We start from the raw sequence: 15130 nt of genomic DNA on the forward strand, positions 1-15130 counted from the left end.
TTAATTTCATATATGATAATGACCTTTAAAGGGGGATATAAATGGTATAATTTAAATGAATAGTGGCTGAGATAGTTACGTTCACCATTTATATCGTACGAATCTTGTTTTCTCCCCCCTTTTTCAAAGCAAGGTTCAAGATACTTAGGTAGAAAGTAAGATTATCCCTGGATAGTCTTACTTTCTAGTGCATGAATAAGGAGGTAATTTATGTTTGCTTTTATTGACTTCTTCACCTTCAGAGGATACTCAGGTGAGGGAATGTTGGGCTTTATCCATGTTCCTGCCTGTTAAGAATATTATATAAGTTAAAAATCCTTCTATGTTAAAATATAGAAGGATTTTTAATGGTTCTATATTTTAACATAGAAGGATTTTTAATGGTTCTATTTCTAGGCGCTGGGAAAAATAAGCATACTTGGCAAAGGTGGCCAACTACTTTTCCTCAACTTCTTGATTGATAAACTGCTCCAGACTTAAGCGTAGGTGCTGGGCTAAAATGGGGTTGCCGATTTCTTCCACCTTTTGAATATAGTCCTGGAGAGTCCTTAGTTTCTCCTCATTGGCATCCTGGACATAGTCAACTAGTAATTTTAGAAAGTTGAGGCTGCTGGCGACAAACATATCCTGAAAAGTCAAAGAAGCTTCTAAAATTTTGGTAAAATAGTCCACTTGCTCAAACAAGCCCCTTTCAATCAGAGCCATAATCAGATTTAAAAAGGTCATCTTAGCAGTGTTTTGATGGCTGGGAAGGGCGTGATAGAGCTTGTCACGCTCGACAAAGGTCTTACCCAAAAAGATTAAATCACGATCGCTCAAAAGTGAAAGGGTATTGGCAAAAAGATAGAGTTCATACTCAGTCCACTCCTCAATATCGTAGAGATAGGTTGTCAGCTGGTCTACCTCCTCTTGGGGAATGCTAAAGTCCTTGTCTAGAGAATAGATACTTTCCTTGATGACTAGTTGATTGAGCTGGTCATAAAGGAGGGGCCTATCTTTTTCTTGGCAATAATCCTCCAAGAGCCTCTTGAGTCCAGCAATATCCTGCTGGGAGCGTAAAAGGCCAGTTTTCTGGCTCAATTTAAAGAAATCTCTCTGCTCATAGTTATTGAAGGCATGACCAAACTCAGCAAAGCTCATCTGAATACCAGAGATAGCAGCAAAAAGCTTGTCTGCTGATAGCATAGACTGACCATTTTCAAACTTGGAAAGCTGAGAAATAGATATATGCTCATTGGCGACATCTTTCAGCTTTACCTTTCTAGCTAGACGGAGATCCTTATAAAGTTCCCCAAGTTCCATTAAATTTCCCATTCTTCTCTCCTTTAATGAACATTGTTTACTTACTCAGACATTAAACCTATTAGGATAATTCCTAGGCCCAAACTCTTTTTTGCAGATGTAATTTTTCACTACTTAGCAAGAAAAAAAGTGTAGGTGCTAGAACCCCCTACACTTTTCCTTGTCTAATATAAACTAGTTTAGCATATTTTTCTTAAAATGTCTCCCTTTTACAGGAAAAAGTGTCCCATATCTTTACTGTTTGGAAAGACTGAGAACCTTTTGAACAGCGGGATCCTTTTTCATTTCCTCCATAAAGGGAGCTAGATGCGGATATTCCTTCCAAGATTTAGGAGTTTTAACAGACCAGAGAGCCATTACAAAGGCGTAGGCATCTGCTACTGTCCGCTTATTTTGATAGACATGTCGACTATCACCAATCAGGCTATCTAGGTGTTCCATGACCTTGTCAATACGAGGATAGCTCGCTTCTTGGGCCGCCTCTAGAGCACTAGCTGTCTTGAGGCTAGTATAGCGAGCTGGGACAAACATAGGCCAGAAGGCTGGATGAAAATCTCCAGTTAAAAAGGCCATGGTTTCATTAAATTCAAACTGGTTTTCTAAACCAGGGTTGGCAGCCAAATCAGCTTCCGGATAACTAGCCGCAATGAACTGTAAGATGGCATCAGCCTGGGTCATGGCCCGTGGTCCACCAATATTTAAGGCTGGAACCAGACCTAGGGGATTGATTTTTTGATATTCTTCTGAGGCATAGTTGACCTTCTCTACCTCGTAATCAGCTCCTGCCCACTCAAAGGCAATCCAACAAGCAAGGGCACAAGTACCCGGTGCATAGTATAATTTCATACTTCCAGCTCCTTATCGTTTGATTAGTCTTATTTTACGATAAGAAAGGGAATTTAACAATTATTTTGTTTGGAGGAGCTAGGCTTAAAATGAATCTTTCAAATAAGAAAGAGATGTTCTTAGAACATCTCTTTTGCTTTCGTTTTCTCCTAACCTTCTTCTTGCAAAAGCTGGGCTAACTTGTGAAAGGTATTGGCATTGCGAATGGTAACTTGCTTATAAGCAGGGCGCTTGATGAAATCTTCTGCATAGGCACTATTGCGATTGTATTCGCCCCAGTAGACAGCTAGTTTTCCAAAGTGCACCAGCTCATTGCGCAAGTTCAAGCCTGCAATATCCTCTTGAACCAAGCGGGGGTCTGTCTCACGGGTATAAAAGAGTACATTCTTGCGCTCCAAATCCTCCTGCCACCAAGTAGGAAGGCTGTCTTTCTCCGCCAAATAATCTTCCTTAGCAATCAATATAAAAGGTAGGGGAAAATCATACTTTTGCGCTAGCAAATCCGTGATTTCTCTTTCCAAAACCGCTACAGGACGATCGCTAGTAAGCAAAATATTGCCACTGTTGATATAAGTAGACACCTGGCTGTAGCCTAGCTTTTCCAAACTTACTCGCAAGTCAGCCATGACTACCTTGTGCCTGCCACCGACATTGATACCGCGTAAGAGTAAAAGGTACTTCATATGCTCTCTTTTCTTGTCTTGCTTGACTTTATTCCACCAAATTACTTTTTAGGTAGGCGTCTACCAGGCGCTCAGTCGCCTCAATCGAATCCTTATGAGTCCGCTCATAGGAGTGACTGGACTCAATACCTGCCCCGAGCAAGGCATGCTTAACCTCTGCACCGGCTGCCATAGCAGCTGAAGCATCACTACCATAGTAGGGATAGATATCCAGCTTGAAAGGAATCTCTTGGTCCTTGGCTAGCTTTACCAAGTGTTGGCGAAAGTCATAATTGTAGGGTCCCGTAGCATCCTTGACGCAGATGGAGACTGTATATTCATCGGTCTGCTGGTCGTCCCCCATGGCTCCCATGTCCACTGCCAAATACTCTACGGTTTCGTCAGGGATAGAGCTATTGCCTCCATTTCCCACCTCTTCAATACTACTGAAAAGGAAATGGGTCGTATAGGGCAGGTTGAGGCCTTGTTCTTGATAAACTTGTAAAAGATGTAGAAGCACTGCCACACTAACCTTGTCATCTAGAAAGCGGCTTTTGACAAAGCCTGTCTCTGTAATCGTCGTTCTTGGATCAAAGGAGACAAAATCTCCTACCTCAATGCCTAGAGCCCTGGTTTCAGCTTCCGTAGTCACCTTTTCATCCAAGCGCACTTCCATATTATCCTGGGTCCGCTCCACTGTTCCTGCATCCTTATAGACATGGGTAGATGTCTGATGTAGTAAAATCGTCCCACTGACGGTTTTACCATTAGCTGCGATATGGACCAGACAATTCTCCCCCTCAATCATATTCCAGGGAAAGCCCCCAATTCGGTCTAATTTGAGACGGCCATCAGCCTTGATAGCCCGAACCATGGTCCCCAAGGTATCAATATGGGCTGTCACCAACCGGTGCTTGCTCTGATCTGCCCCTTTAACAGTAACCATTACATTTCCCTTGGCTGTCCGTCTAGGCTCATAGCCTAGACGGCTCAAGGTAGCCAATAAATAATCGGTTACCTCCCTAGTATAGCCAGTTGGTGAAGGAATGGCTAGCAATTCTTGTAAATAGGTCAATGTTTCTGTCATTTCTGGTCTCCTTTTATCTTTGGAAAATCACTTTCCCTGCTTGCTTTTACTAAGAGCTTTTTAGCTAAACTAAATCTAAGGATACTAAGAAAGCTGTCCCGCTATATTGAGACACATCCTTGCTCTGAACTCCTCTAAGTATTATACCAAAAAGCCCTAGCTAAAAGCTAGGACTTTCCTTAAATTAGGCTTTTTTCCACTTAGTAAAGACAAGGGCTAGACCAAGTAGGCTTAGTCCTAGCAAGACTAGGAAGCTACTCATAGCTTGTCCTGTTCTTGGAAGAACGGTCTTACGACCTTGGCTTGTAGGTCTATTACTTGGATCAGAATCGTCCTGATTTGGAACATTTGGTTCCTTGTAGCTATTATTAAAGCTTGGGGCTGTTCCTAATACTTCTACTACAAGTTGGCCTTGACCATTATCAATCACAGTCACTGTAATCTTTTGGCTAGATCCATCATAGGTCACACCTGGATCATCTCCTTTGACTTGACTTAAAGTGTAGGTGTAAGTACCAGGCTTAGTAAAGGCTGGAGTAACAAAGGTCAAGCTACCATCTGCCTTATTTTTAGCAAAAATTTCGTTTCCGTCTTGGTCGACTGCTTTAAAGGTAAATTCACCTTCTTTGAGCTCGCGACCATTCAGGTTGACCTTGGCATGAAGAGTGGCTGCATTTGGCTCTGCAAAATGATTGCTAAAGCTTGGAGCGGCTGAAACAGTATTTTTCAGCTGACCTTGACCATCATCAGTCACAGTCACTGTAATCTTTTGGTTAGATTCATCGTAGGTCATACCCGGCTCACTTCCTTTGACCTGACTTACAGTATAAGTATAGGTGCCAGGCTTGGTAAAGGCTGGAGGGGTAAAGTCTAAGCTACCGTCTGCCTTATTTTTCGCAGTCAACTCATTTCCTGCTTCATCAACGACTTTAAAGGTAAATTCACCTTCCTTGAGCTCACGACCAGTCAGCTTAACCTGAGCCTTTAGGTCAGCTGTGGTAGCAGCTGGCTCATAGCGGTTATCAAAGCTAGTTGCATCTTGACCATCGTAGCTAACCTGAGCTTCTAACTTGCCATCTTTATCGGTCACAGTAACGGTTACTTGAACTTCTTTAGAATCAAGGGTCACACCTGGGATAGTTGCTGATTTTTGTAGCAAGCTATAGGTGTAGGTGCCAGGCTTATCAAAGGTCAACTGGTCAAAGTTAACTTGGCCATCTGCCGCATTTGGCTTTTCTTGCAAGGTGTTTCCTTGGCTGTCTTTAAGGACTACTTGGAATTCATTTTCCTTGAGGTCACGACCAGTTAATTTTGTTTGAGTCTTAAGTTGGACACTTGTCGGACTTGGTTTATAGGTATTTTTAAATTCAGCCTCGGTCTCATAGGTTGGGGTGGCAACAATCTGACCATTGTTATCCTTGACATCAACCGTTACCTTGACTTCTTTCTCATCATAGGTAATGGTTGGGTCAGAACCCTTGACTTGGGAAATGGTGTAGGTATGTTTGCCTACTTCTGCTTCTGAAAAGTTAAGTGACTTGAAATTGAGTTGGCCATTAGCGTCATTGCTAATGGTGTCGACAACTTTCCCATTCTCATCCTTGACTTGGAAGCTAAACTCTCCTGCTTTCAAATCACGACCTTCAAGACTAGCTTTGGCCTTGAATTGGAGGCTGCCATCCAGAGGTTTATAACTATTGGTGAAGTTAGGAGTTTGTCCATAATCTACCTGGGTTGATAGATTTCCTTGATTGTCATCTGTAACCTTGACATGTACTGGAATCACTGTTTGGTCATAGGTGATGCCCAGGGTATTGGTTAGACTTTTCTCTCTAATTTGATAGTAGTAATCACCGGCTTTTTTGAAACTTAACTTAGGAAAGACGATGCTTCCGTCAGCTTCATTTGTCGTTTCGGCTAGGACACTAGAATCGGCTTGATTGAGTAATTCAAAAGTAAATTGGCCCTTTTCTAGCAACTTGCTACCCAAGAAAATCTTCTTGGCTGCAAGGGTCACATCTACTGGACTTGGGGTGTAGGTATTAGTAAAGCTAGGTCGATCATAGATGGTTGCTACCTTCTTCTCACCGTTTTCCTCGGTCACATTCACCGTAGCTGTAATTTCGCTATTGGCATCATTTTGCACGGCTGGAAGATTGCTTGCTAGCTCACGAATCTTATAGGTGTAAGTACCAACATTAGTAAACTTGAGATTATCAAATTTAACAGTTCCGTCTGCTTGGTTCTTCTTGGTTTGGAGAACACGGTTAGAAGTTGGGTCAAAAAGTTCAAAGCTAAATTCATCGGCTTGTAGGCTACGACCTTCAAGCTTCTTGGTAACGGCCAGGCTAGCCTCAACCTCGCTGGTCGCTCCTCCTAGACCGTCGGTAACAGTCAGGGCAGCAAAGCCGTCAAAAGGATGGTCTCCTTCAGCAGAAGTTACAACCCCACTATTGTAGACCTTCTTTTCGACTAAATCGACTGGCCCTGTAATCTTGGTTTGATAGATGAGGTAAATCCCCCGTCCTTTAAGGCCTTGGCCGTCCGGAGTAACGGTGAAGCTATTGTCGGTCTTTTCAGTGACAATGCTTTGATTAAAGGATTTTTGGCCAGTTATCTTACCAGTAACACTCCAAGAGTCGAAGTAATAACCGGTGACATTTCCGACCAGGGTCTGGTTGGCTGGAATGGTATCCTTAATCACCGCATTGGTTACATCTTCGCTAGCATAGCGGTTGACCCGGACCCGCCAGTTCACTAGGGTCGGGTCATTTTTGTCCTGACCACCCCACTTGGTATAGCCGGTTGGGTCATTGTCTGGAACAACCCGGGTCAGCTTATATTCACCTAGACCAGGAACGGTGAAGGTCTGCTCAACGTTACGAGGAACGCTTGGAGCCCAAGTAGCTGTAAAGAGGGCCTTAATGGTCTTATCATCTGGGTGGGCCTTGAAGTAGTCCTCATTGGTAATAGTAATGGTGGCTACATTGGTCGTTGGATTAACCGTTAGGGTTCCCACTACGGTGCCATCACTACCAGTCAGATTGGTTACCGGTGAGGCCTCTAGGGCAAAGGTACTAGGTACGGTATAGTTGAGGGTGTCCCCATTCTTAAGAACCGCATCATTGGTAAAGGTGAAGGCTGGCTCAAAATAGAACTTCCCTTCTCCATATTCGCTTCCGTTTTTGACCGTATTATTGTTAATCAAAAAACGGGTCGTTAGACTGTACTTGGACGAATCTATCTCATCTGCCTTGACTCGGTTGCCCAGCTGCAAGATAGGAAGTAAGTTCGCCACTAACAAAAGGGCTAACATCAAAGCTCTGGAAAACTTGCTGCTAGCCTGTTTGACTGTTTGCATGTCTACTCCTCCTAAAATAAAATTTATCTTCCAATGAATCTCCTCTAAGTCTGAAACTCAGTCCTTTTTCATTTTTAGATATCCACTACAATTGTACCATATTTGTCTATAAAATGGAGTCTTTGAAGCAGATTATTTCTTGAAAAATAGATGAAAATTAAACTTTCATTGGGACTAATTCGATATTCCTAAAAAAGAGTTGGAAAAACCTAAGAAAGCCTAAGAAAAATACTTTACACTTGTCCGACTTTTTGCTACAATCATAGTCAAAGAAAATCAAGACTAGCTAGTTGAGAACCAGACTCCTACTCCTTTGGCTTGATTAGTAAAATATAGATAGAAAAGAGACTGCCATGTACCGAGGAACCAATAAAACAGCCCTTGCTTCGCAAGAACAAATCAGTCAAGCCTTTCTGGCCTTGCTTAAGGAAGACTCCTTTGACAAGATTAGTGTTAGTCAAATCTGTCGCCAGGCCCAGGTCTCACGCCAGACCTTTTACAGTCTCTACCAGGCCAAGGATAATATTCTCCTTAGCCTACTTGAGGGCCAGGAAGTCCTCCCGGCTAACCAGGAATTTAATCTCCCCTTTCTGGCTACTCGCTTTAGCTTCTATCTCAAGGGAAATATTGCTTTTCTAAAAATTTTAAAACAGCAAAAGCTTCTCTATCTGCTCTATGATAATCTCTATCTCAAGCTCAGCCAAAACCAGCTCCTGCTCCCAAATAAGGACGAGCTGGACCGCAATTTTATCCTGAGCTTTCTGGCTGGCGGTCTGATGGGAATTGCCAAGGCTTATCTAGAAAGCAATGGCCGCCAGTCCCAGGCCGAATTAGAAAATCGAATTTTAAAGCTATTGCAGGGAAAATTTTAAGCTAAGAAGTTCGCTTCTGGCAATTTTGATAGCATCCTATCTTCACTATTTTTATCCAAAAGGATTTTTCCCTTTTAAAATTGAAGAAACAAACAGCCCCCTAAGTTAGATAATTACTGCTTTTGGGGCTGGTCTATGATAGCTAGGAAACTTATTTTACTGTTTTTTTATCAGTAAGAGCACTCTTGAAAAAATCAAAAAGAACAAGTCTGAAAAGCCAAATGGCCAATCAGCTTGTTCTTTTTTTGCTTCTAGCGGTCAGACTTTTTCTGCTTCTTTCTTATCCATGAAAGGGACTAGTCTTTCTGGAAGATAGAGCTTCTAAAGTCATCTGTCAGGCGCAGATAAGCATTGTAGACCTTCTTCTTGAGTAGGTTGACCCAGCTGGTCTCTACCTTGCTAGTAGAGCGATCAATATTTTTAATATCCTGAGCAGTCGCTGCATCCATCATCTCCTGTAATTGGGCGAAGGAGTTGATAGTCACCTTTTTCTGACTCTTTGGTTGATTGAGCTCATACTCAATTGTAATTGGTTTGAGATTGGCTAATTGATCAATTCTTTCCTGGTACATGGCTTTCTTGAAATCGCCCCAAGTCTTGTATTGACCCTGGAAGATATTTTCCAGTACTAGCTTATCGCTAACCAGTGGCAAATTCTTCTTATACCAATCATTCCAAACGACCTCACCTTTAGCCAGGGCTTGGTCTGCAAACTTATTGGAAACGTAAGGGACAAAACCTTCATGGTAACCCTTGGCGGCTAGGAGTTCATAGGCCATGCGGCGGAACATGATGTCTCCTGGCGCTCCCTTTTCGTTGCTGAGGGCAGAATAAATCGGCGATAGACTACTTAGGCTATAGTAACTATTTCGTTTATAGCTATAGATACCATTCTTGACATCTTTCTCCACCCAGTATTCACGGCGGTTGATGACATCATTATCAATCAAGGACTCAAAGGTCTTTAATTGCTTGATTTCATCAGCGGTAAACTGGCGAATTTGGTTGCCGGCATGGGTTTGTCTGCCGTCTTTTTCAGTCACATAGTAGTTTTCAATCTTGTTAAACCACTTGGACTTGACCTCATCTGACTGTTTGAGGAGGGAATTGGCCTCCAGATAGTCTAGGGTGTAGATCATATCAAACATACCATGGACATACTCATGTAAATCCTCGGCATTTTTGAAGCGCTCAGTTGGATTGTAGGCATGCAGGCGACTGGTCGAATTTGGATCGTCCTGGAAGATGGTATTTAGGGTAATGGTCGCATCTGACATGTTTGGCGTATTTTGGAGAAGACCGCGAGCATAGAGCTCGGCTCCCAGTCCCTCACGCCGACCAAAGCCTTCAAAGTAGATGCCTCCATCTGAGTTATGGGTCATCTCATGAGTGTAGACGGAGCTACCGTAGTCTTCCAAGAGTTTAGCCCATTCGAATTGGACCATGCTACCTGTAGCATAGGCGTTTTTATTTCCAGCATGGTTAACCCATTTACCAACTGGTCCAAAGAAGTTTTGTATGGCTTTTGAACGCTTGTCATGCTGGCTAGACCAGTATTCTTGGCCCTGTTCGTCTTTGAAGCGGAAGCTATCATAGACAGGGACACTTCTAAAGAGTTTATCCTTGAACTCTGGCTCCAGAGTCTTGTACCAGAAGTCATAATGGTCCCTCTGGAAGGTAGCTGTCCGGTCAACCAAGCCCTCTACATAGTCATAGTAGTCTTGACCAGTCCTTACTTGGCCTTTTTCATCGGCGTCGCGGTAACGTTCGTAAGAACCAAAACTGATGGTAGACAGGTTAGAAATGATGTAGACCCCTTTTTCCTTCATGGTTAAAAGAGGTAGCAACATTCCCTTTTCTCCCCATTTGGGGCTAGTAAGCTTGTCATAGGCTCCGACAGAGTATTTGCTCTTATCAGCTGCCTGGTCTTGTAGTTGCCGCGCTTCGGCTACATTTGACTTCATCTCAACCACATAGGCCTTAGTATTGGTCTTAAACCATTCATTATTGGTCTTGTGTGGTAAAAAGAGCTGTCTCAGGCTTTCCAAGTAGTCAAAGAGGTCAGCCTTTTGATGGGCCTTGTTTAGGTAACGCTCATGGGTCTGGTAGTTATTCTTTGATTTGAGGTGGTCCATACCCGCTTGTCCCAAGGAAATAATGGTATCGAGAGGGGATTTATCACTTTCACCAAAGAAGTCTGTCTTATAGCTAGCCAAATCCTTGATATTGAGGTCATCATAGTTGATATTGTACCAACGGTTGAGATAGCTAAGACCAAGCATAATCGCCTCTTTATTGGCTGAAATCTTCTGGCTCAGATAGTCACTAATGGCTGGACTATCTGCAATGACCGCCTGGTCCATGGCTAGGACCTTTCCTAACTCTCGAGCTAGGTTTTGCTGAACTTCCTGATAGCTGTCTGCTAGGTAGAGCTCTGACAAGTCCGCATCTTCAGCTAGACCAAGACTTTGGCGAATTTCTGCCGAGTCATACTGCAGGGCTTGCAGGCTAGGTAGGACCTTGTCTAAAATAGCCTGATAACTGTTAGTTAGCTGCTCTGGTGTATAGATGAGGGAACTATTGGCAATCCGGTATTCACTGATGGCTGGATTTTGGAAGGCTCCCTGATAGGAAAGGTCCAAATAGTCCAGGCTATTATCAGCAAAATGGAGCATGAGACGATTGACTTCTCTTTCTCGACCGTAAAGGTTGGTCAAGATTTCCTGGTCCTTCATCGGTAGGACAGATAAGAGCTTGCTGTGATAGAGCTTGTTATCCTTGGCTACCTGATTTCCATAAGCGATGATTGTTTCCTTATTGTAGAAAGGTAACAGTCTTTGCATATTTTCATAGGCTATGCGACGGTCTGCCTGGGCCCTGGCTTGGCCGAGGTAGTCAAGGGCAGCCTCTGTCACTGCTTCTGCTGGATTGGAGGTCAGTTGCCAGCTAGCTAATTTACTTGCAGCCTCTTGCTCACTGAGATTGGCTGTGGCAAATGGATCTGCTGCCCGTGTTTTCTTGCCGCTTAGGGCAAAGGCATTGCGAATGCTAGCATTCTTATAGCCCTGATCTCCTGTGATGGCAAAGCCACGTTCGACATGAATATCGCTAATGACCTGATCCACTCTTCCGCCGCCACCACCATAGGTCGAACCAATCACACCACCGACTTGACCAGAGTTATTATTATTGTTAATTGCTCCCTTGACATAGGAATTGAGGAGGCGGGCATTGTTACTTAGAGTCCCAATCAAGCCACCAATCCTAAAGCCAGTATTATTGGTAACCGAATGAATGGTCAAATCAGCCCAACTACGCTCAACCAGGGAGTTGGCTCCCTTAAGGTTAGCAACTAAACCGCCGACATTGGCTGTCTTTTTTTCCGTTGTTGGACTAGCCTTTAGAACTCCAGTAAAGGAACTATCCACTACTTGTGAGTCGATTCCTTCTAAGAGAAGACCTGCCATACTAGCCGCTTGCTCTCCTCTTAGGCTGATATTTCCAGCTACATGGCTATTACTTATCTTGCTATTTTCAGCTTTAAGAGCCAGGGCTGCTGTATCTGTTTCGCTGGAAATAGCCACATCTTGTAGACTTAAATCCTTTATAGTGGAATTTTTAAGCTGGGCAAAGAGCGGTTTCTTTAGGCCATAGATATGGTGTTGTTTGCCATTGTAGACACCTGTCAAACTTCCTGTAAAGACACCTGTCACATAGCTTTCATCTGCTGAATCTTGCTGGAGATCGTCTGCTGACATATCTGCTCCCAGGAAGAAATGACCTGCTAGATTTTGCTTCATGGCCTCAAGCAGACGGGCAAAGTTTGTATAGACATTGCCTTGGTCCCTATCCTTGGCTAGGCTAAAGGAATAATTTTCCTGGTAGTTCTGTCCTCGGTCTTGAACCAGTCCTTCTAGGGTTGCTGTCACCTGATAATTGTCTGAGTCTTGCTCTTCGATTGCTGCTACTGGTAGGAGCAAGTCCTTCATTGTTTTAGATTGAATCTTGACAAAATACTTGGATAAATCACTTGGGCGTTCAGCTAGGCTATAGATAGGCCGATAATCGGACCCTTGCTTGCTGTAGAGCTCCATTTTTTGAATATCCTTTAATTCAATCCGCTTGAAGGCCAAGTCAAAGTCTTGGCTGGCCTCAGCTGGACTGGTAAAGTTCCCCTGATCCAGACTATAGGCCATATCGGTCACTAGGCGATAAGGACTATAATAGTCCAAATCTGATAAGACTAATTGTCCTTGGGGATTAGTCAAAGCAAATTCTCTACTTAACTTGCCCTCTTGATAGAGCTTGACCTGGGCGCCCTTGTAAGCGCCTGTTGGATCCTCCAAACGGTAGTCAATAGTCACCCTTTTATTTATCTCGTCCTTAGTCAAGTTAACAATTCTTAGATTTGGCTTGGTCTTATTGATACCGTCTAGAGCGGTGCGGGCTTGGCTCAGATTACTTAGAGCTTGGTTAACCTGGGTCTGACTGGCCTGGGCCTTATCCAAGACCTGCTTAGCTGCCAATAGATTGCGGTCATAATTAGCCTTCTTAGCAGCCTGGGCATTGAGGTAAAGTCCCTGCTTTTGCAGACTGTCCTTGAGATTGTACTCGGTTTGCAGGGCAGACTTATTGGTTGCTTGACCTTGGAGGCTAGCGCGGGCTGCTTGGAGACTGCGGAGAGCTTGGTCTACTTGGGCTTGGCTAGCTTGTGAATTATCCAAGACCTGCTTGACTGCGCTCAACTGGCTAGTATAGGCAGTTTGCTGCGCACTGGTCGCATTGTAATAAGCGCTGGAAGATTGAGTACTATCCTTGAGATTGTACTCGGTTTGCAGGGCCGACTTATTAGTTGCTTGACCTTGGAGGCTAGCGCGGGCTGCTTGCAGGTTTTGCAGGGCTTGGTTAACCTGGGCTTGACTAGCTTTTTGGTTGTCCAAGACCTGGNNNNGGAGGCTAGCGCGGGCTGCTTGCAGGTTTTGCAGGGCTTGGTTAACCTGGGCTTGACTAGCTTTTTGGTTGTCCAAGACCTGCTTGGTTGCGCTCAACTGGCTAGTGTAGGCACGTTGTTGGGCGCTAGTCGCATTGTAATAAGCGCTGGAAGATTGAGTGTTGTCCTTGAGATTGTACTCAGTTTGGAGGGCAGACTTATTAGTTGCTTGGCCTTGTAATTGCGCTTTCGATTGGCGCAGTGCTTGAGTTACCTTGTTCAAATCTTCAGGACTAACTGTTGATTTTTCTAACAGGCTCTGTCCAGCCAACACTGCTTCTTGGTAGTTTTTCTGCTGCACTTCTGAAGCATTGTAGTAGACCACACTATCTTTAGTAGCATCAGCTTCCGTCAATAATTGATAGAGCGGCAGAAGATCCAAGCTAGGTTTGGTAGGTTCGCTTGGTGCATCACCCGGGACTTGATTAGGCTTGGCGGTACCGACAGCGATAATTTCCTTAACAGCTTCTTTAGTAACCTGGTTAGAGATTTCTTCACTATGAACCAATTCACCATTAGATTCATATTGGCGGGTGACAATCGTACGCTCACCATTGACCCCAGCCTGTTTGACCTGACTTTGGCCTTGGGCCAATTCATCTGTTTCTACCTGCTCGGTTTGATAAGGAATGCTTTCCACAGTCGTCACGTCTTTAGAAGTTACGATTGCTTCTGGCAACTCATGCTTAGGGGCATCACCAGGAACCTGACTAGCTTTAGCTGTGCCGACCTTAACAATTTGGGCCACTGGCGCCTGGGTTTCTCGGCTTGAAACTACTTGACGGTCCACTTCTTGACCGTCTACCTTATAAATACGGGTAACAGTTATTTTTTGGCCTGCTACACCTGGACGGGCAATTTCACGAACCCCCTCTGCCAGGTCTTCGCTCGCTTCTTCCACAGTCGCGAATGGCAGGCTTTCGGTGCTGGTTACATCTTCAGTTGTTACGACTGCCTCCGGCAACTCATGCTTGGGTGCTTCACCAGGAACCTGGCTAGTTGTGCCAGTACCGACAGCGATAATTTCCTTAACAGCTTCTTTGGTAATCTGGTTAGAGATTTCCTCGCTATGAACCAATTCACCATTAGATTCATATTGGCGGGTGACAATCGTACGTTCACCATTGACCCCAGCCTGCTTGACCTGGCTTTGTCCTTGAGCCAATTCGTCTGTTTCTACCTGCTCGGTTTGGTAAGGAATGCTTTCCACAGTCGTCACATCTTTAGAAGTTACAACCGCCTCTGGCAACTCATGCTTGGGTGCTTCACTAGGAACTTGGCTAGCTTTGGCTGTGCCGACCTTAACAATTTGGTCTACTGGGGCTTGAGTTTCTTGGCTTGAAACTACTTGGCGGTCCACTTCTTGACCATCTACCTTATAAATACGGGTAACAGTCGTTTTTTGACCCGCAACACCTGGACGGGCAATCTCACGAACTCCCTCCGCCAGGTCCTCGCTCGCTTCTTCAAGAGTCGCAAATGGCAGACTTTCGGTGCTGGTTACATCTTCAGTTGTCACGACCGCCTCTGGTAATTCATGTTTCGGCGCGTCAGTTGGAACTTGGCTAGTTGTACCATTACCGACAGCGATAATTTCCTTAACAGCTTCTTTGGTAACTTGATTAGAAATTTCTTCACTATGAACTAATTCGCCATTAGATTCATATTGGCGGGTAACAATCGTACGTTCACCATTAACACCTGCCTGCTTGACCTGGCTTTGGCCTTGAGCCAATTCATCTGTTTCCACTTGCTCGGTTTGATAAGGAAGACTTTCTACAGTCGTCACATCTTTAGAAGTTACAACTGCCTCTGGCAACTCATGTTTCGGCGCATCACCCGGAACCTGGCTAGTTGTGCCAGTACCTACGGCAATAATTTCCTTAACAGCTTCTTTGGTAATCTGGTTAGAGATTTCCTCGCTATGAACTAATTCTCCATTAGATTCATATTGGCGGGTAATAATCGTACGCTCACCATTAACACCAGCCTGCTTGACCTGGCTTTGGC

At 44.2% G+C, this 15130-nt stretch carries 7 protein-coding genes (1 of these 7 only partly in view); 1 reads left to right on the plus strand and 6 read right to left on the minus strand.

All coding sequences use genetic code 11. The features are described from left to right. Positions 1-435 precede the first annotated feature (435 nt). The 5 genes from C4K46_RS00420 to C4K46_RS00440 all read right to left on the minus strand — a co-directional run bounded on the left by C4K46_RS00420 (position 436) and on the right by C4K46_RS00440 (position 7258). A complete protein-coding gene (locus C4K46_RS00420; protein ID WP_209626277.1) occupies positions 436-1314 on the minus strand; it encodes an Rgg/GadR/MutR family transcriptional regulator in 879 nt (292 codons plus the stop codon). Between the two features lie 222 nt (positions 1315-1536). Then, positions 1537-2148 (minus strand): glutathione S-transferase family protein, encoded by a 612-nt coding sequence (locus C4K46_RS00425; RefSeq protein ID WP_209626278.1) that lies wholly within the window; start codon positions 2146-2148, stop codon positions 1537-1539. Between the two features lie 149 nt (positions 2149-2297). Next, positions 2298-2831: a DUF1697 domain-containing protein gene (locus C4K46_RS00430; RefSeq protein ID WP_209626279.1), complete on the minus strand. Its 534-nt coding sequence runs from the start codon at positions 2829-2831 to the stop codon at positions 2298-2300. 28 nt (positions 2832-2859) lie between these two features. Next, positions 2860-3897, minus strand: a complete 1038-nt coding sequence (locus C4K46_RS00435) for a M42 family metallopeptidase (RefSeq protein ID WP_209626280.1) — start codon at positions 3895-3897, stop codon at positions 2860-2862. Positions 3898-4081: 184 nt separating this feature from the next. Continuing rightward, positions 4082-7258, minus strand: coding sequence for a Spy0128 family protein (locus tag C4K46_RS00440; protein ID WP_209626281.1), 3177 nt, complete (start codon positions 7256-7258; stop codon positions 4082-4084). A 353-nt stretch (positions 7259-7611) separates the two neighbouring features. Between C4K46_RS00440 and C4K46_RS00445 the strand changes: the two genes are divergently transcribed. Then, positions 7612-8130: a TetR/AcrR family transcriptional regulator gene (locus C4K46_RS00445; protein ID WP_209626282.1), complete on the plus strand. Its 519-nt coding sequence runs from the start codon at positions 7612-7614 to the stop codon at positions 8128-8130. Between the two features lie 296 nt (positions 8131-8426). Here the strand turns inward: C4K46_RS00445 and C4K46_RS00450 are convergent, their stop codons facing one another. Next, positions 8427-15130 carry the 3' portion of a ZmpA/ZmpB/ZmpC family metallo-endopeptidase gene (locus tag C4K46_RS00450; protein ID WP_476756096.1) on the minus strand. It continues 1936 nt past the right edge of the window, so 6704 of the gene's 8640 nt are visible here — the last part of the coding sequence; its start codon lies off the right edge, out of view — the gene reads right to left on this strand; the stop codon is at positions 8427-8429.

The sequence above is a fragment of the Streptococcus oricebi genome (assembly GCF_017883985.1).
GTDB lineage: Bacteria > Bacillota > Bacilli > Lactobacillales > Streptococcaceae > Streptococcus > Streptococcus oricebi.

Excerpts from the sequence above, each read along its gene's own strand:
- C4K46_RS00420 (WP_209626277.1), bottom strand. The coding sequence starts at position 1,314 with ATGGGAAATTTAATGGAACTTGGGGAACTTTATAAGGATCTCCGTCTA.
- C4K46_RS00425 (WP_209626278.1), bottom strand. The coding sequence starts at position 2,148 with ATGAAATTATACTATGCACCGGGTACTTGTGCCCTTGCTTGTTGGATT.
- C4K46_RS00430 (WP_209626279.1), bottom strand. The coding sequence starts at position 2,831 with ATGAAGTACCTTTTACTCTTACGCGGTATCAATGTCGGTGGCAGGCAC.
- C4K46_RS00435 (WP_209626280.1), bottom strand. The coding sequence starts at position 3,897 with ATGACAGAAACATTGACCTATTTACAAGAATTGCTAGCCATTCCTTCA.
- C4K46_RS00440 (WP_209626281.1), bottom strand. The coding sequence starts at position 7,258 with ATGCAAACAGTCAAACAGGCTAGCAGCAAGTTTTCCAGAGCTTTGATG.
- C4K46_RS00445 (WP_209626282.1), top strand. The coding sequence starts at position 7,612 with ATGTACCGAGGAACCAATAAAACAGCCCTTGCTTCGCAAGAACAAATC.